General features: G+C 62.5%; 23 protein-coding genes and 1 tRNA gene. 9 read left to right on the top strand and 15 right to left on the bottom strand.

Features of this window, described 5'->3' with window-relative positions; genetic code table 11:
• Window positions 1-188: 188 nt before the first annotated feature.
• From plsX to IB272_RS17645, 4 genes are all read left to right on the top strand, one after another.
• Window positions 189-1247, top strand: coding sequence for a phosphate acyltransferase PlsX (plsX, locus tag IB272_RS17660; protein ID WP_034804255.1), 1059 nt, complete (start codon window positions 189-191; stop codon window positions 1245-1247).
• Between the two features lie 4 nt (window positions 1248-1251).
• Window positions 1252-2223, top strand: coding sequence for a beta-ketoacyl-ACP synthase III (locus IB272_RS17655; RefSeq protein ID WP_034803724.1), 972 nt, complete (start codon window positions 1252-1254; stop codon window positions 2221-2223).
• A gap of 92 nt (window positions 2224-2315) precedes the next feature.
• Window positions 2316-2654 (top strand): integration host factor subunit alpha, encoded by a 339-nt coding sequence (locus IB272_RS17650; RefSeq protein WP_034803721.1) that lies wholly within the window; start codon window positions 2316-2318, stop codon window positions 2652-2654.
• A 139-nt stretch (window positions 2655-2793) separates the two neighbouring features.
• Window positions 2794-3330: a MerR family transcriptional regulator gene (locus IB272_RS17645; protein ID WP_060580887.1), complete on the top strand. Its 537-nt coding sequence runs from the start codon at window positions 2794-2796 to the stop codon at window positions 3328-3330.
• A 191-nt stretch (window positions 3331-3521) separates the two neighbouring features.
• Here the strand turns inward: IB272_RS17645 and IB272_RS17640 are convergent, their stop codons facing one another.
• Window positions 3522-3686, bottom strand: a complete 165-nt coding sequence (locus tag IB272_RS17640; RefSeq protein ID WP_089043959.1) for a hypothetical protein — start codon at window positions 3684-3686, stop codon at window positions 3522-3524.
• A gap of 373 nt (window positions 3687-4059) precedes the next feature.
• Here IB272_RS17640 and IB272_RS17635 point away from each other — a divergent pair.
• Window positions 4060-4136 (top strand) — tRNA-Pro (locus tag IB272_RS17635).
• Window positions 4137-4471: 335 nt separating this feature from the next.
• A complete protein-coding gene (locus IB272_RS17630) occupies window positions 4472-4765 on the top strand; it encodes a hypothetical protein (RefSeq protein ID WP_034803714.1) in 294 nt (97 codons plus the stop codon).
• Window positions 4766-4860: 95 nt separating this feature from the next.
• Here IB272_RS17630 and IB272_RS17625 read toward each other — a convergent pair whose 3' ends face one another.
• From IB272_RS17625 to IB272_RS17605, 5 genes are read right to left on the bottom strand one after another with little or no spacing between them, the layout of a single operon-like run.
• On the bottom strand, window positions 4861-6054 hold the full coding sequence (locus tag IB272_RS17625) for a glycosyltransferase (RefSeq protein WP_060580886.1): 1194 nt from the start codon (window positions 6052-6054) through the stop codon (window positions 4861-4863).
• A 2-nt stretch (window positions 6055-6056) separates the two neighbouring features.
• Window positions 6057-7301, bottom strand: coding sequence for an O-antigen ligase family protein (locus IB272_RS17620; protein ID WP_060580885.1), 1245 nt, complete (start codon window positions 7299-7301; stop codon window positions 6057-6059).
• On the bottom strand, window positions 7298-8860 hold the full coding sequence (locus tag IB272_RS17615; protein WP_060522173.1) for an undecaprenyl-phosphate glucose phosphotransferase: 1563 nt from the start codon (window positions 8858-8860) through the stop codon (window positions 7298-7300). The genes IB272_RS17620 and IB272_RS17615 overlap by 4 nt, the downstream gene beginning before the upstream one ends.
• Window positions 8861-8919: 59 nt before the next feature.
• Window positions 8920-10092, bottom strand: coding sequence for a glycosyltransferase family 4 protein (locus IB272_RS17610; protein ID WP_113135665.1), 1173 nt, complete (start codon window positions 10090-10092; stop codon window positions 8920-8922).
• A gap of 5 nt (window positions 10093-10097) precedes the next feature.
• Window positions 10098-10673: a polysaccharide biosynthesis/export family protein gene (locus IB272_RS17605; RefSeq protein WP_034804249.1), complete on the bottom strand. Its 576-nt coding sequence runs from the start codon at window positions 10671-10673 to the stop codon at window positions 10098-10100.
• 203 nt (window positions 10674-10876) lie between these two features.
• Here IB272_RS17605 and IB272_RS17600 point away from each other — a divergent pair, with 203 nt between their 5' ends.
• Window positions 10877-13060 carry an exopolysaccharide transport family protein gene (locus tag IB272_RS17600; RefSeq protein ID WP_060522175.1) on the top strand — a complete coding sequence of 728 codons (2184 nt, stop codon included), beginning with the start codon at window positions 10877-10879 and terminating at the stop codon, window positions 13058-13060.
• A 57-nt stretch (window positions 13061-13117) separates the two neighbouring features.
• Here the strand turns inward: IB272_RS17600 and IB272_RS17595 are convergent, their stop codons facing one another.
• From IB272_RS17595 to IB272_RS17585, 3 genes are all read right to left on the bottom strand, one after another.
• Complete coding sequence (locus IB272_RS17595) at window positions 13118-14341, bottom strand: GNAT family N-acetyltransferase (protein ID WP_246810374.1); 1224 nt, start codon at window positions 14339-14341, stop codon at window positions 13118-13120.
• 173 nt (window positions 14342-14514) lie between these two features.
• Complete coding sequence (locus IB272_RS17590; RefSeq protein ID WP_060580882.1) at window positions 14515-15255, bottom strand: metallophosphoesterase family protein; 741 nt, start codon at window positions 15253-15255, stop codon at window positions 14515-14517.
• A gap of 33 nt (window positions 15256-15288) precedes the next feature.
• Entirely contained in the window at window positions 15289-15501 is a 213-nt protein-coding gene (locus tag IB272_RS17585) for a DUF2842 domain-containing protein (protein ID WP_034804246.1), read from the bottom strand.
• A gap of 173 nt (window positions 15502-15674) precedes the next feature.
• On the opposite strand from IB272_RS17585, the gene IB272_RS17580 reads away from it, so the two are divergent.
• A complete protein-coding gene (locus tag IB272_RS17580; RefSeq protein WP_060580881.1) occupies window positions 15675-16778 on the top strand; it encodes a COX15/CtaA family protein in 1104 nt (367 codons plus the stop codon).
• 77 nt (window positions 16779-16855) lie between these two features.
• Here IB272_RS17580 and argC read toward each other — a convergent pair whose 3' ends face one another.
• The 3 genes from argC to IB272_RS17565 form a co-directional block, all read right to left on the bottom strand.
• Complete coding sequence (argC, locus tag IB272_RS17575) at window positions 16856-17788, bottom strand: N-acetyl-gamma-glutamyl-phosphate reductase (protein ID WP_060580964.1); 933 nt, start codon at window positions 17786-17788, stop codon at window positions 16856-16858.
• 145 nt (window positions 17789-17933) lie between these two features.
• Window positions 17934-18896 carry an agmatinase gene (gene speB, locus IB272_RS17570; protein WP_060580880.1) on the bottom strand — a complete coding sequence of 321 codons (963 nt, stop codon included), beginning with the start codon at window positions 18894-18896 and terminating at the stop codon, window positions 17934-17936.
• A 127-nt stretch (window positions 18897-19023) separates the two neighbouring features.
• Window positions 19024-19815: a phenylalanine 4-monooxygenase gene (locus IB272_RS17565; RefSeq protein WP_034803671.1), complete on the bottom strand. Its 792-nt coding sequence runs from the start codon at window positions 19813-19815 to the stop codon at window positions 19024-19026.
• Between the two features lie 113 nt (window positions 19816-19928).
• Between IB272_RS17565 and IB272_RS17560 the strand changes: the two genes are divergently transcribed.
• The gene (locus tag IB272_RS17560) at window positions 19929-20402 is read left to right on the top strand and encodes an Lrp/AsnC family transcriptional regulator (protein WP_060522181.1); all 474 of its coding nucleotides are present in this window, start codon (window positions 19929-19931) and stop codon (window positions 20400-20402) included.
• Between the two features lie 36 nt (window positions 20403-20438).
• On the opposite strand, the gene IB272_RS17555 is transcribed toward IB272_RS17560, so the two are convergent.
• From IB272_RS17555 to rplM, 3 genes are all read right to left on the bottom strand, one after another.
• Window positions 20439-20777 carry an antibiotic biosynthesis monooxygenase gene (locus IB272_RS17555; RefSeq protein WP_060580878.1) on the bottom strand — a complete coding sequence of 113 codons (339 nt, stop codon included), beginning with the start codon at window positions 20775-20777 and terminating at the stop codon, window positions 20439-20441.
• A 102-nt stretch (window positions 20778-20879) separates the two neighbouring features.
• Window positions 20880-21347, bottom strand: a complete 468-nt coding sequence (rpsI, locus tag IB272_RS17550; RefSeq protein WP_034803667.1) for a 30S ribosomal protein S9 — start codon at window positions 21345-21347, stop codon at window positions 20880-20882.
• A 2-nt stretch (window positions 21348-21349) separates the two neighbouring features.
• Window positions 21350-21814, bottom strand: a complete 465-nt coding sequence (rplM, locus tag IB272_RS17545; RefSeq protein ID WP_057252379.1) for a 50S ribosomal protein L13 — start codon at window positions 21812-21814, stop codon at window positions 21350-21352.
• Window positions 21815-21828 lie beyond the last annotated feature (14 nt).

Raw genomic sequence — 21828 nt, 5'->3', positions numbered from 1 at the left:
CATCTACAATTCGGTTGTCACGCAAAGGAAAAGCAGTATTTTGGCCCCAAACCGGCCAGAAGAGCCGCTAAAGCGATCTGCCGCGTGCTTGGCTCAAGCGTCAGAAGCAATATGTTTCGTCAATGCGTTTCCGTTGAGTACGCCGCGGCGGCACGTGTTGTGTGGCAGAAATGAAGGATAAGACACGCGTGGTCAGAATTTCACTTGACGTGATGGGGGGCGACTATGGTCCTGAAGTCGTCATCCCCGGCGCCGCAAGGGCGCTTGAACGTCATCCGGACATCAAGTTCGTTTTGTTCGGCATCGAAGCGCAGTGCGCGGGCCTCCTTGAAAAACATCCGAAGCTGAAGGCCAACAGCACCTTTTACGACTGCGAGATTGCAGTCGCCATGGACGAGAAGCCGAGCCAGGCGCTTCGCCGCGGCCGCGGCAAGTCAAGCATGTGGAAAGCGATCGACGCGATCAATGCCGGCGAGGCAGATGTCGTCGTTTCCGCCGGCAATACCGGCGCGCTGATGGCCATGTCGGTCTTCTGTCTGCGCACCATGCAGGGAATTCAACGGCCGGCGATCGCCGCCATCTGGCCGACGCTGAAAGGCGAGAGCATCGTGCTCGATGTCGGCGCGACGATCGGCGCGGACGCGCAGCAATTGATGGATTTCGCGCTGATGGGCGGCGCCATGGCACGGGCGCTGTTCGAGATCGAGCGGCCGATGGTCGGGCTGCTGAATGTCGGCGTCGAGGAAATCAAGGGACAGGAAGAGGTCAAGGAAGCCGGCCGCCTGATCCGTGAAGCCAACATCGACGGCTTCGACTATTACGGCTTCGTCGAGGGTGACGACATCGGTCGCGGGACCGTCGACGTCGTCGTCACGGAAGGTTTTTCCGGCAACATCGCACTCAAGGCCGCCGAAGGCACCGCGCGCCAGATCGCCGAATATCTGCGCGCGGCGATGTCGCGCACGCTTCTTGCCAAGATCGGCTACATCCTGGCCAAGGGCGCATTCGACCGCCTGCGGGAGAAGATGGACCCGAGGAAGGTCAATGGCGGCGTGTTCCTCGGCCTCAATGGCGTCGTGATCAAGAGCCATGGTGGTGCAGATGCCGAGGGTTTTGCAGCCGCGATCGATGTCGGCTACGACATGGTGAAGAATGGCCTGAAGTCGAAGATCGAGCTCGATCTGGCGAAGTACCATGGCGGCGAACCGCCCAAGGCCCTTTCCGCCGGCATGAATGATGAGGTTTGAATAGATGATCCGTTCCGTCGTTCGCGGTTTCGGCGCAGCTTTGCCGAAGCGCGTGGTCACCAATCAGGAGCTGGAATCCAAGGTCGATACGTCCGATGAGTGGATCGTGCAGCGCACCGGCATCCGGCAGCGCTATATCGCCGGCGAGGGCGAAACCACGGCTTCGCTCGGCGAAGGTGCCGCGCGTGCTGCGCTCGCCAATGCGGGGCTTACCCCTGATGATATCGACCTGATCATCCTGGCGACCTCCACTCCCGACAACACGTTTCCGGCAACGGCTGTCAACATCCAGGACCGCCTCGGCATGCGCCATGGCGCGGCCTTCGACATGCAGGCGGTCTGCTCGGGCTTCGTCTACGCGGTTACCACGGCGGATGCCTATATCCGCGGTGGGCTTGCCAAGCGCGTGCTGGTGATCGGCTCGGAGACCTTCTCGCGTATCCTCGACTGGAACGACCGCACGACCTGCGTGCTCTTCGGTGACGGCGCCGGCGCCATCATCCTGGAAGCCCAGGAAGGCGAGGGCACCATTGCCGACCGGGGCGTGCTGACGGCGAAGCTTCGCTCCGACGGCGCACATCGCGACAAGCTCTATGTGGATGGCGGCCCTTCGACCACGGGGACGGTCGGCCATCTGAAGATGGAAGGCCGCGAAGTCTTCAAGCACGCGGTCGGCATGATCACCGATGTGATCGAGGCTGCCTTCGAGGCGACCGGGACGACGGCCGAAGATCTGGATTGGCTGGTGCCGCACCAGGCCAACCGGCGCATCATCGACGGCTCCGCCAAGAAGCTCGGCATCCCTCTCGATAAGGTTGTGGTCACGGTCGATCTCCATGGCAACACCTCCGCAGCCTCCATTCCGCTGGCGTTGAATGCGGCGGCGGGCGACGGCCGGATCAAGAAGGGCGACCTCGTCCTGCTCGAGGCCATGGGCGGCGGCTTCACCTGGGGCTCCGTGCTTCTCCGCTGGTAAAGAAATTGCTTAAGCAACAGACGCTTGACCGCAAAAGGCAAGGGCAATAGTCTTCGGACGCTGATCGGCGTACCAGACGTTGGTGGGGGAAGATGAGCGGAAAAACAGTAACACGGGCGGACTTGGCTGAGTCGGTTTTTCGCAAGGTGGGTCTGTCGAGGACAGAGTCTGCCGAATTGGTGGAAACCGTCATTGACGAAATATGCAACGCAATCGTGCGTGGCGAGAGTGTGAAGCTGTCCTCTTTCGCGACCTTCCAGGTCCGCGACAAGAACGAACGCATCGGGCGAAACCCGAAAACCGGCGAGGAAGTGCCGATTTCGCCCCGGCGCGTGATGACCTTCAAGGCGTCGAATGTCTTGAAGCAGCGCGTCCTGAAGGCGCATCTGGGCCGCAGGGCCAAGCAGAAACCGGTATCTCCCGTTTCGTGAACGCCTGACGACAGCCACAAATGTGGTTGAAAACCCATCCATAAGCCGTTGAAATGGAGCCGATTCGTGCCATCATTGGCGCGGTATCGGCTCACTATGGCTTTCGAGCCTGAGTCGCACGGCATGGATTGGGAACGATATGGAAAAGAGCCCGGACGCTTTTCGCACCATCAGCGAGGTCGCTGACGATCTCGATCTGCCGCAGCATGTCCTGCGTTTCTGGGAAACCCGCTTCCAGCAAATCAAGCCGATGAAGCGCGGCGGCGGCCGGCGGTACTACCGGCCGGAGGATGTCGACCTTCTGAAGGGTATCCGGCATCTGCTCTATGATCACGGCTATACGATCAAGGGCGTGCAGAAGCTCCTGAAGACCAACGGCAACAAGTTCGTCGCGGCGATTGCAAGCGGCGATCTCGCGACCGTCGAGGCGCTGGCAGCCTCCAGCAACGAGGAGCCGGCACCGCCGAAGGCTGGTCTTTCCGAGGAGGATCAGATCGTCGGCCGCGCCAAGGCGCCGGCGAGCCGCCGTTTCTTCTCCTTCGGCGGCAACAGCGACGACGTGCCGGAGATCTCGCTCGGAAAATCCTCGTCCGTTGGCAAGGAAGATCGCGCCCTGCTTCAGGAGGCGCTCTACGACCTCCTGGAATGCAAGCGGCTTCTCGATCAGGTGCGCTGAGAAAGCCATTTCAGGCGATTATCAAGACCGGTTCCGCACGGCCGAACGTCTGCCGAATGCGGTTGCCTCCACAGACACCTTTTACACGATTGCCAAGATGGTGCCGTCGGCGGGGTGCCCGCCGACGGGGGGCATATGCGCGTCCGTCCGCAGGGCGCCCGCGCGACTATTCCAGCAAGCATTGAAAAGCGTCAGTAGGAGATCCGGAAGCCGCCGGGGCTCGCCGCGGAGACGTCGGGCTCCGGGTAGGGGCCGGTCCACTGCGCATAGGTCGTGTTGGTCGAACCGGAGGTCGCACAGCCGGAGAGCGTGAGAAGCGCAAGCGCGGTGAGGGCCATAAGGGACTTAAGAGGCATGGTTTTCTCCTAGAAGGGGAGACGCTCCAGGCCTCAAGGGCCAGTATCAAACTGTCCCTCAATTCATCCATGATGGCAAGCTCACGTTGCGTTAGGCAGCAAGTTTCGAGCGACGGGATCTCGTTTTGGTGAAGGTTCGGTAGACGGACGGCCGGGCGGTGAGTTCCTCGTCAAGCAGCATCGGAACTTGCAGACACCCAGTGGCGCTCCACGGTCGCATCACAGGTGCGACGCCATGCTGTGAGTTTGCGGAAGTCCCGTCGGACTTTCAGTTCCCAAGCATACTTTTCCACGCCGTTTGTTCCTTTTTCGATCCAGGCCGCATTTTCCCGCTTGCGCTCTAAGCGTTGGTTATATAGGGGTTTCCTCGGTTCGGAGCGTAGCGCAGCCCGGTAGCGCACTTGACTGGGGGTCAAGGGGTCGTGGGTTCGAATCCCGCCGCTCCGACCATTTTCCTCTTTGATTTCAGTCATACAGCAGCGCTACCGCAATTGGCGGCTGGCGGTAGCCAGCAGTTCCACGCGTAAAATCGCGCATTCGGGCACCCATTGCCCCGGCAAAAATCTCAAACGCCTGCTGATTTGTTTTGCTTTGGCCCACCGTGTCTGCTCCGAGATCGGATGCGGTTTTGTCGCTTGCGCCTGACAAAATTTATCGCCCATCGGAAATCGCTAAAATGCCTCGTTCCGGTGCGATGGTCCACGCGGCTGGGGTCGATCGCCGTCCTCGCGAAAGTGATGGAATGGCCTCATGGCGGGTGTCTGTCTGCCAAAGGAGGAAATGTAATGAAGACGTTTTCGAAGATTTTTGCCGCGTCGTTGCTCGGGCTTTCGGCCCTGACGGCAATGCCGCTCATCTCGGCGTCCGGCACTGCCCGTGCAGACGACGCCGTCATCCTCGTTCCGGGCCAGCCCACCGGCTCGCCGGGCGATACGGGTACAGCGAGTTCCAACCCGGACACCGGTGCTCCGAGCTCCAACCCTGATACCGGCACCGCAAACGCCAACGGTGATACCGGGGCGCCGAGTTCAAATCCCGATACCGGTGGCGGTTCGGGCGCAGAAGGGTCGACGCCTTAAGCGTTCCTGCGACCGCAGCAAAAGAGGTCCTTCAGCAGGGCCTCTTTTTCTGTTTCCCGAGAATACAGAGCGGCAATCACGCCGTTCTTTCTGCGCTACCTGGTTGACTGGAGCAGGTCGACCGTCTGCCGCTTTGAGGCCGCCTTCTGGTAGAGGGCCTCTGTGCGATCGAGCATGACGGCGAGCGTAAAGCGGTCCTTCAGGTTTTCGGCGCTAGCCGACAGGGCCTTGAAGGTTTCGGGCTCCGCCGCCTGGATCATGGTCTTGGTGAGCGCGGACGTGTCGTCGCTATTGGGCAGGATATAACCGTTCCGATCGTCCTCGATCACCGTGCGTGCGCCACCGATGTCGGTTGCGATGATCGCCTTGCCGGCGGCGGCCCCTTCGAGCATCACATAGGACATGGCCTCGTAGCGGCTTGGCATCACCAGGAGGTCGAAGGCGGGAACGGCTTGCGGGCCGGTGAAGGCGGAGGTCAAATGCATGCGGTTCTGCAGTCCGCTTTCGGCGATCGCCTTGCGAAGGTCACCTTCGAGCTCGCCACTGCCGACCATGACCAGGTGGCTGTTTCTGACGGAAGCGGCAACACTCTTGAACGCTGCGATCAGCCGTTCCGGCGCCTTCTGGGCAGAAAGTCGTCCAACGAAGCCGAAGACGAAGGCATCGGGCGCGATACCGAAGCTGGCGCGCAGCGTCTGCGCCATTTCGCATGAGGGCGGTGCCACGCCGTTGACGATCACCGACATGCGCTTCTCGGGCATATGCAGCGAGAGCGCATGGTGGAACTCGTCGTCGGAGACGCAGATCAGGTGATCGGTAAAGAAACGGGCCAGCGCCCATTCGATCGTGCCGTAGATCAGCCGTCCACCACGGCCGAGCGTCGGGTCCAGCGTGCGAAAAGCGTGGGGCGTGTAGATCCGCGGAACATGAGAGCCAGGCAGCCGCAGGCGTGTCAGCGCACCGGCCTTGGAACTGTGGCCATGGATGATGTCGAAACTGCTGGCCCGCATGATGCGCCGGAGTTCGAGAAAGCGGCCGAAGTCAGACGGTCCGGGTGCGCGCTTCATGTTGACGGCGTGTACGGCCGGCAGGCCGATTGCCTTCAGTTCACGAACGAAACCTTCCTCGGCGCGCACCGGCGAATAGACGGCCTCGACGTGATGCCCGCGCTTGTGCATGCCGCGGCACAGATCGAGAAAGTGCCGGCCCGAGCCGCCGCCACTCGGCTCCAGCACCTGCAGGAGCTTGAGGGGAGGGGCCGGCGACCGGCGCGGAACCACATGTTCCATGGTCAGGAGCTCCGGCCGGCGCGCGCCTGCCGGCGATGGCGATATTCAAGGGCGGCGCATCCCCAGATGATTCCGATGAGCAGATAGAAGTGGCGCCAATGGTCCGTGTCGATGACATTGCCGACCCCGACATGGCCGAGGACGGCGACCCAGGCAATCATCAGATAGGTCTGCCATGGGCGGTTGAGCAGCAGAAAGCGAAAGCCGAGCGAGAGCGTCCAGACGATCAGCGTCACGTAACTGACAAAGCCGAGCCAGCCGTAGGACGTCAGCGACTTCAGCCAGACGTTGTGCTCATCCTCCGGGAAGATCGTGCTGAAGACCATCGGGCCGATGCCGAGCGGCTTTTCCATCGACATCAGGAAGCCGAGGCGATGGCGATCGAAGCGGCCGAGGTGGCCTCCGTCATAATCCTGCACCAGCTGCGAGCGGCTGGAAAAGAGTGTCGCGACCTGCTCGGACTGCAATGCCACGAGGAGCGCGCCGACGACCATGATTCCGCCGACGAGAGCCAACACCAGAATCCGCAGGCGGAAGAGGCCGTTTCGCTCCTTGAGCAGCATGACGAAGACGAAGGCGACGACACAGAAGAGGTTGAGGGCCCAGGCTGCGCGGGAGAACGAAAGAAAGACGCCAAGCGCCAGCACCATCAGCGCGGCGATCTTCGGGGGGGCTTTCTGGATGGGCTGCGTGAGGATGCCGTGGATGAGGTACATGGCCGGCACCGAGAGGAACGGGCCAAACACGTTCGGATCCTGGAACGCGCCCTTGGCGCGGCCATAGAGCGTGAAGCTTTCCGCGCCCGGCACGGCGCCGAAATAGCCGAGGATGCCGAGCAGGGCGGTGATGATGGCTGCCGCCGTCCAGGCATTGAAGATCAGCCGCAGGCGTTCGTGGCGATCCTCGATGATGGCTGCGAAGAAGACCGAGGAGAGCGCGAGGAAGCCAGAGACCGCCATGTACATCGGCCCCTTCGTCAGGTCGGTCATGACCGTCAGGGACAGGATGCCGCCAACCATGAACAGGGTCAGAAGCGTCAGCAGCGGGGCGACGCTGCGCGAGATCTTGAGGCCCACGAGCGCCCAAAGGCCGATGAGCGCGACCAGGAACAGCTCATAGGGCGCCGGCTCGAAAATGACGAAACCGGAGAGAAACACGGCAAAGGCGACGAGCCCGGAGCCAAGCAGCGAGAGCGCCGCGAGCTGGGGGCGAGCGATCGGGAGCCGACCTGAATCGACGGTGCTCAATAGGCGTTCTCGGTATTGAGAAGCCGGAACGGCGTCAGGAACAGGATCTTGAGATCGAAGAGCAACGACCAGTTTTCGATGTAGTGCAGGTCGAAGGCGGTGCGCAGGCGGATCTTGTCGTCATTGTCGATCTCGCCGCGCCAGCCGTTGATCTGCGCCCAGCCGGTGACGCCGGGCTTGACGCGGTGGCGGGCGAAATAGCCTTCGACGACGTCGGAATAGGTTCGGTTCTGGGTCTGGGCGAGCACGGCGTGCGGCCGCGGCCCAACGAGCGACAGCTCGCCCTTCAGCACGTTGAAGATCTGCGGCAGCTCGTCGATCGAGGACTTGCGGATGAAACGGCCGACGGGGGTGACGCGCGGGTCGCGCTTGGTCACGGCGTTGCGGGCCGTCGGGTCGCTCATATGCGTATACATCGAGCGGAACTTGTAGACCTCGATGGTCTCGTTGTTGAAGCCGTGCCGCTTCTGCTTGAAGATGATCGGGCCCGGGGACGTCGCTTTGACGGCGATCGCCGCGCCGAGCATGATCGGCCACAGAAGCACGAGGGCGACCAGGCTGAAGAAGATGTCGAAGCCGCGCTTGGCGACCGAGTCCCAATCGGCGATCGGCTTGTCGAAGATGTCGAGCATGGGGACATCGCCGACATGGGAGTAGCTGCGCGGGCGGAACCGCAGGTTGTTGGCGTGGGCGGCGAGCCGGATGTCGACCGGCAGGATCCAGAGCTTCTTCAGAAGCTGGAGAATGCGCTTCTCCGCCGTCAGCGGCAGCGAGATGATCAGCATGTCGATGCGCGCCAGGCGGGCGAATTCCACCAGTTCGTCGACCGTCCCGAGCTTCGGGTAGCCGGCGATCACATTGGGCGAGCGGCGCTCGTCGCGGTCGTCGAAAATACCGCAGATGCGGATGTCGTTGTCGGGCTGGTCCTCGAGCGTGCGGATCAGGTCCTTGGCCGGCTGGCCGCCGCCGACGACGACCGCGCGGCGTTCCATCGTACCGTTCCGGGCCCAATGGCGAATGGAATAGGCGATGAAGGCGCGCTCCGCGATCAGAAAGATTGCGCCGCCGATGAACCAGCCGCCGAACCAGACGCGCGAATACTGGTGACCGGATTTCAGAAAGAACAGCGCGATGGCGATGCCGCCAAACGCGATGGCCCAGGAGGCGAGGATGCGCGGGATCACCCGCAGCCAGGCGCGCAGCGCCGGGATCTGATAGGTGTCGGCGATCTGCATGGCGGCGACCGCCAATGCGGAACCACCGACGAGAATTGCCAGGTACAGCGGCAGTTGTTCGAAGCCCGGCTGGACATAGAGCGCGTTGATGGCATAGCCGATCGTAAAGAGCGCGCTGAATTCGAACAGGCGCATCAGCCCCATGATCATCGCAGGCGAATAGGTATCGGCGCTGAACTGCTCGGCGATCTGCCGCGCCAGCGGATTGAGATCCGTGGTCGTTGTTTCGCCCGGCATTTCGCCGGGCGCGCGGGCGCGGATTTCCGAAATCTTCTTGCGAAGCGCTTCGGGATCGAACGAACCCGGGCGGTCAAACTTGTTCATGGCTGTCTTCCGGCGCTGAAGTCCCTCAGCCGGGATAGCAGAAAGCCACTAAGAAACGCTTACGTTGTGGGCAACACGCTATCGGCGGGCGGCTGGTAACGGCACAATTCCCGATAGAGGCTTAGCATATCCGCCGACATTACCGAAGCTGCAAATTGCGACTTGAACGTGCTCGGATCGGGCATCACACGTGCCGCCCAGTCCTTCTCGGTGATTGCGCGGGCCATGATGTCGGCGAGCGACCGGGCATTGGCGGGTTCGGCAAGTGCGGTGCTGTCGCGTCCGAGAATTTCCGGGATGCCGCCGACACGACTGGCGATGACCGGCTTCCGCGCCGCAAGCGCCTCGAGCACGATATAGGGCATGGACTCGGCGCGCGAGGGAACGACGATGTTGCGCGTCAGCGCGAAGGCCTCGCGCGTCTTCATCGCCGGCTGCATGCGGATGCGGCGGGCGAGGCCCTGCTGCAGCACCAGATCGCTGTATTCCTGCTGCTGCGGGCCGTCGCCGATCATCAGCGCCGACAGCGGCCTGCCGACAAGCCTTTCGGTCTGGGCGAAAGCTTCCACAAACAGATCGGGACCCTTCAGGTCCCGCATCATGCCGATATAGAGAAAGTCGACCGCATCCGGCCCAGGCGGGACGGTCTCGAACTCCCGGTCGTCGATGCCGTTGTAGATCAGTTCGTTGCGCTCACTCGGCGCGCCGACCTTTGCGAAATAGGTCTGCCGCTCGAAATCGCAGACGAAGACGAGGGCGTCTGTAATCCGCTGCTGGATCCGCTCCGCCGGGAAGACCAGCCGGCCTGTCATAGAGCCTGGACGGTAGTGCAGGCTGCCGCCATGCGGCGAATAGAGGCGGGCTACGCGATACCTGTTGACCCGCAAGGCTGAACCGATGAGCCGGGCAATGACGCCGCCTTTGGCGCCGTGCCCATGCAACACATCCGGTCGCAAACTTCTGATTTCCTTGTAGCCGCGCCACAACGCGGCAAAATCCGACGGCCCGACCGAGCGATGGATCGGCATCCGTATGAGGCCGAGCGCCAGATAGGGGCGGATTTCGTCGAACAACCGATCCTCGTGACTGCCGCCTGTCGTGCTGTCGCAGAGGATCCCGACCTCATGGCCGGCCTTGGCATGCGCCTCGGCCAGGTCGCGCACGTGGCGGAATATCCCGCCGACAGGCGACCTGAAGCAGTGGATGATGCGCAAAGGCCGCTCTTGTTGCATCGAGATCAGAACAGGCGTTCGCGAACATAGATCGTGTCGCCGGCAAGAACCGCGTCGGTGATCGGAACCCGGCCGGTGATGATGCGGCCATTGATCTTGCGCGTGATGTCGGCGTTCGACTGATTGGCGCGCGGAGAGAAGCCGCCGGCGACAGCGATCGCGTTCTGCACGGTCATGCCGGGCACATAGGCGTATTGGCCAGCCTGGCCGACTTCGCCCATGATGAAGACGGAACGGTAGCGATCGACCTCGATCGTGACGTCTGGATCGCGCAGATAGCCCTGCTTCAGCTTGGCGGCGATCATGCCCTCGAGTTCAGGCAGGGTCCTGCCGCGCGAGGCGACGGTGCCGATCAGTGGGAAGGCGACGTAGCCGGCCTGATCAACCGTGTAAGTGCCGCTGAGACCGGCCTGTTCGAAGACGTTGATGCGCAGGCGGTCGCCGCTGTCGAGCCGATAGGGCTGGATCGTGGCTTCGCTGAAGGCCTTGGGTGCGGGCTGGTAGCTCGTGCAGCCGCCGAGCAACATCGACAGCGCTGCCGCCGTGATCGCGAGACCCGTCTTGATAGCTGCGGTGGACATGCGGTTCATAGGCTCCGGAAACGACCAGCTTTTGTGACGTTATCGGTCCGTTAGGGTTAATAGCAGGTAAACTCGCGGTAGAATTTTCGCGGAGACCTGGCGATACCGCCCCGTCTTTATCATCCGCAGGTTGATCGCATTAACCCTTGCGTTACCATGTTCCTTTACGGTCCGGCGAGATTTGAAGGTTCGGAGCGACTAGCATGTCGGGAAGCGGCAGCGCACAGCAGGATGTGGATATCGACCTCGGCGGCCTGTTTCGCGCCGTCTGGGATCGGCGCGTCAAGGTTTTGCTCGCCACCGTCGCTGTGGCGGCGCTTGCCTTCGGCGCAGCAAAGATGATCGCGCCGGATTACCAGAGCGAAACCCGTGTACTCATCGAATCGCGCGAGCCGGAGTTCAGCGGCCCCAACCAGGCTTCCCAGGCGGGCGCCGACCGCGTCTTCGATGAATCCGGTATCCTCAGCCAGGTACAGGTGCTCAAGTCGGCCGATCTCATCAAGCAGGTCGCCCGCAACATGAAGCTCTATGAGCTCAAGGAATTCGACCCGTCGTCGGCGCCATCGGCGCTTTCGGATCTTCTCGTCATGCTCGGGCTGAAGAAGAACCCGCTGGAGATGCCGCCCGAGGAGAGGGTGCTCAAGGAATTCTCCGACAAGCTCCAGGTCTACCAGGTGGAGAAATCGCGGGTGATCGCGATTGGCTTCACCTCGAAGGACCGCCAGCTTGCGGCCGCCGTGCCCAACGAGATGGCGAAGGTCTTCCTGGCGCTCCAGAGCGGTGCGAAACTCGACACCAATTCCGAGGCGACACGCTGGCTCGAACCGGAGATCGCCAATCTGCGCGAGAAGGTGCGCGACGCCGAGGCGAAGGTGGCGGCCTATCGCGCCTCGTCGGATCTGCTGCCGACCGGCGAAACCACCAACTTCGCGACGCGGCAGCTCACGGACATCTCGACGGAGCTGACCCGGGTGCGCGGCGAGCGTGCCAATGCGGAGGCGCGTGCCGCCGGGGTGCGTTCGGCGCTTGCGAGCGGCCGCGCGCCGGACACCATCGCCGACGTCGTCGGTTCACAGATGATCCAGCGGCTGAAGGAAACCGAGGCCAATCTCCAGGCGCAGGTCGCCGATCTTTCGACGACCCTGCTCGACGGTCATCCGCGCCTGAAGGCGCTGAAGTCGCAGCTCGAAGGCATCCGCGGCCAGATCAGCTCCGAGACCCGCAAGATCCTGACGAGCCTCGAAAACGAGGCGAAGGTCGGTGAACTGCGTGAGCAGCAGTTGACCCAGCAGCTGAATGCGCTGAAGGCGCAGTCGGCTCGGGCGGGCGAAGAAGAGGTGGGGCTGCGCGCGCTCGAGCGCGAGGCAACGGCGCAGCGACAATTGCTGGAGACCTATCTCGCGCGCTATCGCGAAGCGACATCGCGCACGGTGGAGAATGCGACGCCGGCCGATGCGCGGGTCATTTCGAGTGCCGTGGTTCCGACCGGCGCGAGCTTCCCGAAAGTGCTGCCGATCACGATCGTCGCAGCGCTTGCCACGTTCCTCCTGACCTGCATTGGCATCATGCTCGGCGAGCTTTTCAGCGGACGAGCCTTGCGGCCGGTCGCGGCTACGGGCGAACGGGCACCGGTCCACCCGCGTCCGGCGCTGGCCGCAAGCGTCGCCGATTTGCCGCCGGTCGAGATGGCTCAGGCTTCGCCTGCAATTGCGCCCGCCGCAGATGACGCCGTCGACTTGCTGCCTGCTATGGACGTGTCGCTTGCACCGGACATGGAGGAAGAGGCAGCCGAGGCGGATTTCTCGATCGAGGCCGTCGCCGAGCATCTGCGCGCCACCAACGTGCGCGTTGCGATTTCGGTTTCGCCCGGCGGAGACGAGGGTTCTACCGCCACCGTGATGCTCGCCCGGTTGCTGGCCGAAGAGGAGCTGAAGGTCGTATTGATCGACCTGACGGGTTCTGCCTGCCCGACACGCCTGATGGCGCGCTCGCAACAGCTTCCTGGGATCACCAACCTGCTGGCGGGGGAGGTGCCCTTCACGGACACGATCCACGCCGACCGTTTTTCCGACGCGCACATCATTCCTCAGGGCGATGCCGATCCGCGTCAGGCGATGCGCGGCATCGACCGGCTGAAGATGATCATCGACGCCTTGACCAACGCCTATGATCTCGTCCTGCTCGAATGCGGCCCTGCCGATGAAATGGCTGTTGAGAAGATCGCTGGCCGCGATGGCGCGGAAATCATCCTGTCGGCGCCGTCGGTGAGCGATGAGCGGATCGTCGAGGTGCTGACCGGATTCGGTGCAGCGGGCTATCGCGACATTGTGCTGATGACTGGCCAGGTACAATCGGACCCCGAATACCCGGACCGCGACGCGGCATAATGGTCTCGCCGGCCACCGGCGACAACGCGCCTGGGCCCCGTCCTCTTATCTAGGTTATCAGTCGGCGCTGCTGTCGAAGGTCTTGTCTTGCCTGTGCCGTCGCGTGCGCTGGATGCGGGCATAAACGGCCCGGTTCGCCTTGATCGCCCTTTTTGCCCTCACGACGAGGTGATGCCGCAGGCCTGCGAGCCGGCCGGCGAACGTCACCGGCAACACGATGTCGCGCAGCGGTGTCTCGATCGTGCACCAGGAGCGTTTGTAGGGCTGGTCGCCGACGCCGAAATCGAACAGGCGCACGCCTTCCCCCGATAGGCGCTCGATCATGCGGTAAAACAGCAATTCACCCGGGCTGGCATCGCCGGCCAAAGCTTCGTCGATCGACCCGAACTGGCAGATCACGTGATCTGCCTTGCGGGAAAGTCCGGCGACAGCGACGATGCGGCCGTCGTTTTCGCCCCGCAGGCGGATGGCATTGAGTTCCATGAGTTGAACGTCGTCGCCCAGACGGGCGGCGAGCGCATGGAAAAACGCCTGCGTTTCCTTGTCCTGGAAGACATCGGGAAGGCCGAGCGCAGCAAAACGCGTCGCCTTCTGCCGAAAGAAGGTATCAAGCAGCGCGTGGGCCTCGTCACCCGTACGCGCGACCACATAGTCGTAGCCGCCCATTTCAGCTAGCCGTCGCTCGGAAATGCGCATCTTCTTGCGCCGCCGCTTGGCGTTGAGCTGGGCCAGTGTCGGCTGAATGCCACCGAGAAGGGGAAGCTGAAACGACGGGTTGGGATTGGCAACGCCCGAAAGCAGGGCGAAGGGGCTGGGGGCGCCGCGCCAGTCGCTCGGTAGACGATCGAGCATGACGATGTCGGCAAGGCCGCGCAGTGCGCCACAGATGGCGCGGGCAAGCGCGTCGGCAAGCGCGGGCGTGCTGATGATCGCCGCGGCGTTGGGGGCAAAGAGCCCGGTGTTGAGGTTGCTATGCTCGGTTCCGATCAGCTTTGCCGTTCGAAACAAGCGTCCGCGCGCCACTTCCAGCGGCAGGACGAGCAGGAGTTCGCCATCGAAGGTAACGCGCAGAAGGGCCAGGTCGCTGACATGGGTCGCAGCCCAGGCGCTGCACCATTGATAGGCATGATGCAGCGAGTTCTCAGGAAGACCGTCGAGCACGCGCCACTCGGATTCGAGCGCCTCCATATTGCGGTGAAGCGAGATTTCGAAGCGGCCGGCGGCATCGGTCGGATCTGCACGCAAGGACGCGTGCGCGCGGCGGTCGCCGGAGCCGTCCATGGTGAGTTCCGAGTTCGTCATCGCAGGTGCCGTCCGGTCCTTGTTGCGGAGAGATTGAACCTCAAGCCCGCTACGATCGCTTTAATTCGGGAATACTTATGAAGCCGATTGGGAATAACCGGCGAACGCGGTTAGCAAAGCGTGAAGCGAGGAATGTGAAGCGCGCGCAAATTTCAATCGAGAAAGCCGGTGGCCAACGCCTTTGCCCATTCCATGCGGTTGCGGCTGGCCGCAAGCTGGGACATTGCCATCCAGTCATAGGGGACATTGCGGAAGGTGACGTGCCACCCCGAGGCCGATTTCTCGATGATCGCGTAGCGGGCGTCCGGGGAGCCTGCTTCGACCTTGTGCGGCACCGGTTGGTCGTCGTCATACCCGGGGCAGCCGACGCTGCCGGGATTGACGACGAGGCGGCCGTCGGAAAGCCGCACGGCGCGCTGGATATGGGTGTGGCCGCACAGGATAACCGGATAGTCGACGCCGGCTGCTTTCGCTTCGATGGCCGAATGCTGCGCCATGTGGACGGTGCCATCGGCCGTCAGGGCCTCCAGCCAGTAGGTCTCGTCATCGGTCGGCGTCGCATGGCACAGGAAGAACGCTTCCTCGTGGACGTGTGCGACGGGTAGGGTGGCCAGCCATTCGCGGTGCTGCGGCTGCAATTGATCATAGGCTGCGCGATCAGATTGCCCCATTTCATGCGGATCCATGGTCAAAAGATAGCGATCGTGATTGCCTCGGATCGAAAGGATCGCCCGTTTGATGAGGATGTCGGCCGTGCGTGCGGCATTGAGGGGGCCGCTCAGATGGTCGCCAAGATTGACGATATCGGTGATCCCTTGCGCATCGATGTCGGCGAGCACCGCTTCGAGCGCAAGATCGTTGCCGTGGATGTCAGCGATAACTGCAAGTCGCATGGGCGTCCCCCCGAATGGCTACCGGATTGAGGATCAACGATCCTTGGCGGGCTTTTCCATCCATTTGATGATCAGCATAGCCGGCAATATCCAGAGCAGGCCGGTGAAGAAGAAGTAGGCCAGATGCACGTACCAGGGGGCAGCGCCGAGCAGCAGCGAGGCGAAGGTGACGGCGGCCAGCGCATAAACGACGACGAGGATGATGATCAGGATCGTGCCGATCAGCTTTCTGAGGCGTACGGGCATTTCATATCTTTCACATGGGCAAATGCGCGCGGAGCGGCCGCGACCGCATGCCGCAAAGGTTTCGGCCTTGTTTTGCATGCAGCTCTGGTGCAAATCAACGGCTTTCCTGAAGGTGCGACCGTTGATCCGTCCGGTTGCACCGCCGACAACACTGCGACACCAGAGGGAACATGATGGCCGGCGTCGAAATGGCGACTGAACAAATGCTTCGAAACGAGATCGGCAGGACCGACCGCAACCGCCGGCAGATCCGCGGCTGGCTGGCAGTTGTGCTGTTCACCCTCTTTGCCCTGGTGCTCGTCGGCGGCGCGACGCGGCTTACCGAATCGGGCCTCTCCATCACCGAGTGGAAGCCGATCCATGGCGTGATCCCGCCGCTGACGGTCGCCGAGTGGGAAGAGGAATTCCAGCTCTACCAGCGCATTCCGCAGTATCAGCAGATGAACAGCAGCATGACGGTCGACGAGTTCAAGACGATTTTCTGGTGGGAATGGGCGCACCGTCTGCTTGCCCGCACCATCGGCCTGATCTTCGCGTTGCCGCTTGCCTATTTCTGGTTCACCGGAAAGGTCGAGCGCAAGCTGCGCATGCCGCTGCTCGGTATCCTTGCGCTTGGCGGTTTCCAGGGGTTCATCGGGTGGTGGATGGTTTCATCGGGCCTTGTGGAGCGCACCGAGGTCAGCCAGTACCGGCTTGCGACGCATCTCGTCATCGCCTGTCTGATCTTTGCCGCCTGTATGTGGATCTTCCGCGGGCTGAGCGCGCATTCGAATGACACGGCGCCCACCGACCGTTCGCGCAAGATGGCGTCGATCATCGCCATCTTCAGTCTGTTCCAGATCTATCTCGGCGCGCTCGTCGCCGGTCTCGATGCGGGCTTCAGCTACAACACCTGGCCGCTGATGGATGGCGCGATCATCCCGCAGGACCTGTTCCTGCAGCAGCCCTGGTGGATCAACCTGTTCGAGAACCCGAAGACGGTCCAGTTCGTCCACCGCATTGGCGCCTATGTGCTCTTTGCCTTCGCACTGATGCACATGATTGCCTCGCTGCGGGCAGCACCCGAAACCACCCATGCGCGCCGCGCCGTGCTCCTGTTCCTGCTCGTCTCGGTGCAGGCGGTGATCGGCATCACCACGCTGGTGCTGCAGGTGCCGGTCGGCTGGGGCGTGGCGCACCAGGGTGGCGCGCTTGTGGTGCTTGGCTTTGCCATCGCCCACTGGCGCGGTTTCTACGGCGAGTATCCGCGGTCGACGGCGATCGAATTGCGCGACTGACGCCGGACGAGCTCCGGAAAAAGAAAAGACCCCGGCGAGCGGCTCGCCGGGGTCTTTTGTTTTGAGCTCAGTGCCGATCAGGCCGACAGCATCAGGTCCATGTTCTGGACCGCCGCGCCCGAAGCGCCCTTGCCGAGATTGTCGAGCAGGGCGACGAGGTTCACATGGTTGCCGCCAGGGGTGCCGAAGACGAAAAGCTTCATCGTGTCCTTGCCGGCAAGCTCGGTGGCGTCGATGCGGCCGAGCTTTTCACTCTCCTGGAGCGGCACGACCTCGACGATCGACTGGTCGGCATAATGCGCGACGATTGCAGCATGGATCGTCTCCAGCGTCGTGCCGGCGGCGAGGTCTTCGAGATAGAGCGGCACCTGGACGATCATGCCCTGCGCGAACTTGCCGACCGAGGGCGCAAAGACCGGTGCGCGGTCGAGCAGCCCGTGCATCTTCATCTCGGGCACATGCTTGTGCTTGAGCGTCAGGCCGTAGAGGAAGTGCGGTGCGCTGATGTGATCCGCATTGGTCTCGTCTTCCATCTGCGCAATCATCTGCTTGCCGCCGCCTGTGTAGCCGGAGACCGCGTTGACCGTCACCGGATAGCCGTCCGGCAGGATGCCGGCCTGGCGCAGCGGCCGGATCACGCCGATCGCGCCGGTCGGATAGCAACCGGGATTGGCGACGCAACGGGCGCTGCGGATCTTCTCCGGCTGCGCCTTGTCCATTTCGGCAAAGCCATAGGCCCAGTCGGGCGCAATGCGATGCGCGGTCGACGTGTCGATGATGCGGACCTTGTTGTTGCCCGAGACCATCGAAACCGCCTCGCGCGAGGCGTCGTCCGGCAGGCAGAGGATGGCGATGTCTGCTTCATTCAGAAGATCTTCTCGCATCGCGGCGTTGCGTCGTTCCGCTTCCGGAATGGAAAGCAGTTCGAGATCGCTACGGCCGGCCATGCGCGTGCGGATCTGCAGGCCCGTGGTGCCGTGTTCGCCATCGATGAAGATCTTCGGTTTCATGATTTTCCCGTTCTGCCAGACAGTTAGAAGCCGTTCCGGAATCATTCTGGCATAGAATTGAATCAATTTCTCAACGAGCCGGCGGAACGCCGCCAAACCCACCTGTTCCTATATAAGCAGCGGCCAATCATCGCAACGGCAGCGCTCAGCGAAGCGGCGCACGCTCGGCAAGCTTCTCCGCATGCAGGCCCAGCATATACATCGCGACCGTCGCACCGGCGATTGCGGTGACGTCGGCATGGTCGTAGGCTGGCGCCACTTCGACGACGTCGCTGCCGACCACCGTCAGCGCCCCGAGCTTGCGCAGCACCGAAAGGATCTTGGCGCTCGACGGGCCGCCGGCGACCGGGGTGCCGGTGCCGGGCGCGTAAGCCGGGTCGAGGCAGTCGATATCAAAGGTCAGATAGGCCTTGCGCTCGCCAACCTGCCTTATGATCGTCTCGGCGATCTCGGCAGCGCTCATCTCTTCGACGTCGTAGCCATAGAGAATGTGGATGCCGCAATCCTCAGGCGCGTGCGTGCGGATGCCGATCTGGATCGAGGCGTCTGTATCGATCAGGCCCTCGCGCGCCGCACGGCCGACAAAGGAGCCGTGGTCGATGCGCCCGCGTTCATCCGGCCAGGTATCCTGGTGGGCGTCGAACTGTACGAGGGCGAGGGGGCCGTGCAGAGCCGCCTGCGCCTTCAGGATCGGGTAGGTGACGAAGTGGTCGCCGCCGAGCGTCTGCAGATAGGCGCCACTCCTGATGATCTTGGTCGCTTCGCGTTCGATCGTTGCCGGCGTCTTCGAATGATTGCCGTAGTCGAGCAGGCAGTCGCCATAGTCGACCGTCGCCATCTCCGCGAAGAGATCGCGGTCGAACGGGTACTGCGGATCGTTGTCGAAGATTGCCGAGGCGCGGCGGATCGCCTGCGGCCCGAAGCGAGCGCCGGGGCGGTTCGAAGTGGCGGCGTCGAAGGGAATGCCCCAGACGACGGCATCGACACCCTTCAACTGCTTCGAATATTTGCGGCGCATGAAGGAGAGAATGCCGGCATGGGTCGGATCGGATGCCGCCGATGTGAGTGAGCGCGCCGTCAGCGCATGATCGATCGTCCTGTTCGCCATATCCCGCCTCTGCCTCGGAGCCGGAAAGCGCGCATCCTCTGCGCGCATCCCGCTCAAACCTGTGGTGGCGGAAGGTTGGACAATCGTTGCCGGCAAGGCAAGGCCCTGCCGGCCGTTTCTTCGGCGATTACGAGGCCTTGGCTTCGTAGGTCGGGGCGAAATCGCCAAGCGCCTTGGCTTCGGTGATGCGCGCGGCGATATCCTCTTCGATGATCGTTTCCAGCTGGGCGAAACTGTCGATCACGTAATAGATCGGCTGGACGATATCGATGCGATAGGGCGTGCGCAGCACGGTCATCAAGTCGAACGGGCGGAACTCGACGCCTGGAGTCCCCATCGCGTTGCGTGTCTCGTTGGGCGAAGACACGATGCCGGCGCCATAGCAGCGGCGGCCCTTCGACGTGTTGATCAGCCCGAACTCGACGGTGAACCAGAAGATCCGGAACATGTGCCAGGAATAGCCCTTGCCTAGCGAAACCGCCTTTTCGCCGAAGCGACGGACGAAGTTGGCGTAGCTCTGGTTGGTCAGTAGCGGGCAGTGACCGAAGACCTCGTGGAAGATGTCGGGTTCTTCGATGTAATCGATATGCTCGCGGCGGCGAATGAAGGTCGCCAGCGGAAACTTGCCTTGGGACAGCAGTTCGTAGAAGCGGGACGGCGGAATGAGGGCGGGAACACCTTCGACACCGAAGCCGGTGGTTTCGGCAAGGCGGCGGTTCACGTCCTTCAACTGCGGCACGTGGTCAGGGCCGAGATCGAGCGTCTTGGCTCCCTCGAGGTATTCGTCGCACGCCTTGTCGGCCAGAAGCTTCATCTGCCGCTGGTACAGCTCGCCCCAGATCGCATCTTCTTCCGGGGTATAGTGATAGGTGCCGTCCGGTTCCGGCAGTTTGGCCGTGTAGCTGCTTTCCTTCGTCATGACGTCTCCTCGTTCGTCAGATGAACTCTCCTGTTGCAATTGTATCGCGGATGGAGCGAGTATTTGTTCCACAGTTGCCAGGTGGACGCCTGATCGCGGGAGGAAAATTCGAAATGCCTGCTGATGTGAAAGAAAGTCTTCAGCCCGTGCGAAAGCTGCTGCGGCTCATTCAGGCCGATAGCGGCCAGTCGCTCTCCGATCTCGCGGAGAAAGCCGGCATGTCGCAAAGCTCGGCCTGGCGGCGGCTGCAGGAACTGGAGACGGATGGCGTCATTCGCAAGCGCGTGGCGCTGCTCGATCCGGCAAAGCTCGACCTGAAACTCTGCATCATCGCCCATGTGACGCTCGAAGATCATCACGACGAGGCGATTGCCGCCTTTTCCGCCGTCGTGCGCGACCGGCCGGAGATCATGGAGTGCTACGCTCTATCTGGCACATTCGACTACATGCTGAAGATCCGCGCCAATGACGTCGAAAGCTACGATACCTTCATGACGCGCTATCTGATGCGCAATCCCCATGTGCGCACCGTGGTGTCGAGCTTCGTCCTGCGCGAACTCAAGTCGACGACGGAGTTGCCGATTTAGCCCGCTTGCCGGCGGCGACCGTGCGCAGCCGCAGAACTAGGGGCGTTCGAAACCGTATTGGCGCTCGATCTTGCCCACACGAACCTGATAATCCTCGTACCAGCGCTCGCGGCCGAGGCGCTGGGCCGTCAGGTGGCGGACATTGTTTTTCCAGGCCGCGATGCTCTCCTCATCCGCCCAGTAGGAATTGGTTAGGCCGAAGCCGTCGGCGCCGCGCACGCTTTCGAGACCGAGAAAACCCGGCTGCTCGCGCGCAAGTCGCTCCATTTCGTCTCCCATGTTGTCGTAGCCGTGGTCGCCTGCCGTGCGCCGCGAGGCGAACGTGACGATGTAATAGGGCGGCTCGGGGGTCTTGGCGACGGGGGAGCTTGTCATGCTGTGCCTCGAGGGGTCGACGTTGCGGGAAACGGTGCGGCGGATGATAACAAAAAAAGGCGGAGCAAAGCCCCGCCTTTCCAAGTGTCGCAGTTGAAGCGATTAACGCTTCGAGAACTGGAACGAACGACGTGCCTTCGCACGGCCGTACTTCTTACGCTCGACCACGCGGCTGTCGCGGGTGAGGAAGCCACCGCGCTTCAGGACCGAGCGCAGGCCCGGTTCGAAGTAGGTGAGTGCCTTGGAGATGCCGTGACGAACGGCACCGGCCTGGCCGGAAAGACCACCGCCAGCAACGGTCGCGTCGATGTCGAACTGGCCGTCACGGGCAGCAGCGACGATCGGTTGCTGCAGGATCATCTGCAGAACCGGACGGGCGAAGTAAGCCGCGTAGGGCTTGCCGTTGATGGTGATCTTGCCGGTGCCCGGCTTGACCCATACGCGGGCGACAGCGTCCTTACGCTTGCCGGTCGCGTAGGAGCGACCCTGGGCGTCGACCTTCTTGACGTGAACCGGAGCAGCCGGTTCCGCGGTCGTGGCGATTTCCTTGAGAGCGGAAAGGTCAGCCATTATCAGGCGCTCCTTGTGTTCTTGCTGTTCAGCTTGGCGACGTCGAGGACGGCCGGCTGCTGTGCTTCATGCGGGTGGTTGGCGCCTGCGTATACGCGCAGGTTCTTCATCTGGCGACGGCCAAGCGGACCGCGCGGAACCATGCGCTCGACGGCCTTCTCGATGACGCGCTCCGGGAAGCGGCCTTCGATGATCTGGCGCGCGGTGCGCTCCTTGATGCCGCCGGGGTAGCCGGTGTGCCAGTAGTACTTCTTGTCGGTGTACTTCTTGCCCGTCAGAACTGCCTTCTCGGCGTTGATGACGATGACGTTGTCGCCGTCGTCAACATGCGGGGTGAAGGTAGCTTTGTGCTTGCCGCGCAGGCGGTTTGCGATGAGGGAAGCGAGGCGACCAACAACGAGGCCTTCGGCGTCGATGATGATCCACTTCTTCTCCACCTCTGCAGGCTTCTGAACGAAGGTTGCCATATCAAAATCTTTCT

Origin of the sequence: Ensifer sp. ENS08 (assembly GCF_014852195.1) — a bacterium.
Taxonomy (GTDB): Bacteria; Pseudomonadota; Alphaproteobacteria; order Rhizobiales; family Rhizobiaceae; genus Ensifer; species Ensifer adhaerens.
This window is presented reverse-complemented; position numbering and strand designations above follow the sequence as displayed.

Excerpts from the sequence above, each read along its gene's own strand:
- IB272_RS17655 (WP_034803724.1), top strand. The coding sequence starts at position 1,252 with ATGATCCGTTCCGTCGTTCGCGGTTTCGGCGCAGCTTTGCCGAAGCGC.
- IB272_RS17650 (WP_034803721.1), top strand. The coding sequence starts at position 2,316 with ATGAGCGGAAAAACAGTAACACGGGCGGACTTGGCTGAGTCGGTTTTT.
- IB272_RS17645 (WP_060580887.1), top strand. The coding sequence starts at position 2,794 with ATGGAAAAGAGCCCGGACGCTTTTCGCACCATCAGCGAGGTCGCTGAC.
- IB272_RS17640 (WP_089043959.1), bottom strand. The coding sequence starts at position 3,686 with ATGCCTCTTAAGTCCCTTATGGCCCTCACCGCGCTTGCGCTTCTCACG.
- IB272_RS17630 (WP_034803714.1), top strand. The coding sequence starts at position 4,472 with ATGAAGACGTTTTCGAAGATTTTTGCCGCGTCGTTGCTCGGGCTTTCG.
- IB272_RS17625 (WP_060580886.1), bottom strand. The coding sequence starts at position 6,054 with ATGGAACATGTGGTTCCGCGCCGGTCGCCGGCCCCTCCCCTCAAGCTC.
- IB272_RS17615 (WP_060522173.1), bottom strand. The coding sequence starts at position 8,860 with ATGAACAAGTTTGACCGCCCGGGTTCGTTCGATCCCGAAGCGCTTCGC.
- IB272_RS17610 (WP_113135665.1), bottom strand. The coding sequence starts at position 10,092 with ATGCAACAAGAGCGGCCTTTGCGCATCATCCACTGCTTCAGGTCGCCT.
- IB272_RS17605 (WP_034804249.1), bottom strand. The coding sequence starts at position 10,673 with ATGTCCACCGCAGCTATCAAGACGGGTCTCGCGATCACGGCGGCAGCG.
- IB272_RS17600 (WP_060522175.1), top strand. The coding sequence starts at position 10,877 with ATGTCGGGAAGCGGCAGCGCACAGCAGGATGTGGATATCGACCTCGGC.
- IB272_RS17595 (WP_246810374.1), bottom strand. The coding sequence starts at position 14,341 with ATGGACGGCTCCGGCGACCGCCGCGCGCACGCGTCCTTGCGTGCAGAT.
- IB272_RS17590 (WP_060580882.1), bottom strand. The coding sequence starts at position 15,255 with ATGCGACTTGCAGTTATCGCTGACATCCACGGCAACGATCTTGCGCTC.
- IB272_RS17585 (WP_034804246.1), bottom strand. The coding sequence starts at position 15,501 with ATGCCCGTACGCCTCAGAAAGCTGATCGGCACGATCCTGATCATCATC.
- IB272_RS17580 (WP_060580881.1), top strand. The coding sequence starts at position 15,675 with ATGGCCGGCGTCGAAATGGCGACTGAACAAATGCTTCGAAACGAGATC.
- argC (WP_060580964.1), bottom strand. The coding sequence starts at position 17,788 with ATGAAACCGAAGATCTTCATCGATGGCGAACACGGCACCACGGGCCTG.
- speB (WP_060580880.1), bottom strand. The coding sequence starts at position 18,896 with ATGGCGAACAGGACGATCGATCATGCGCTGACGGCGCGCTCACTCACA.
- IB272_RS17565 (WP_034803671.1), bottom strand. The coding sequence starts at position 19,815 with ATGACGAAGGAAAGCAGCTACACGGCCAAACTGCCGGAACCGGACGGC.
- IB272_RS17560 (WP_060522181.1), top strand. The coding sequence starts at position 19,929 with ATGCCTGCTGATGTGAAAGAAAGTCTTCAGCCCGTGCGAAAGCTGCTG.
- IB272_RS17555 (WP_060580878.1), bottom strand. The coding sequence starts at position 20,777 with ATGACAAGCTCCCCCGTCGCCAAGACCCCCGAGCCGCCCTATTACATC.
- rpsI (WP_034803667.1), bottom strand. The coding sequence starts at position 21,347 with ATGGCTGACCTTTCCGCTCTCAAGGAAATCGCCACGACCGCGGAACCG.
- rplM (WP_057252379.1), bottom strand. The coding sequence starts at position 21,814 with ATGGCAACCTTCGTTCAGAAGCCTGCAGAGGTGGAGAAGAAGTGGATC.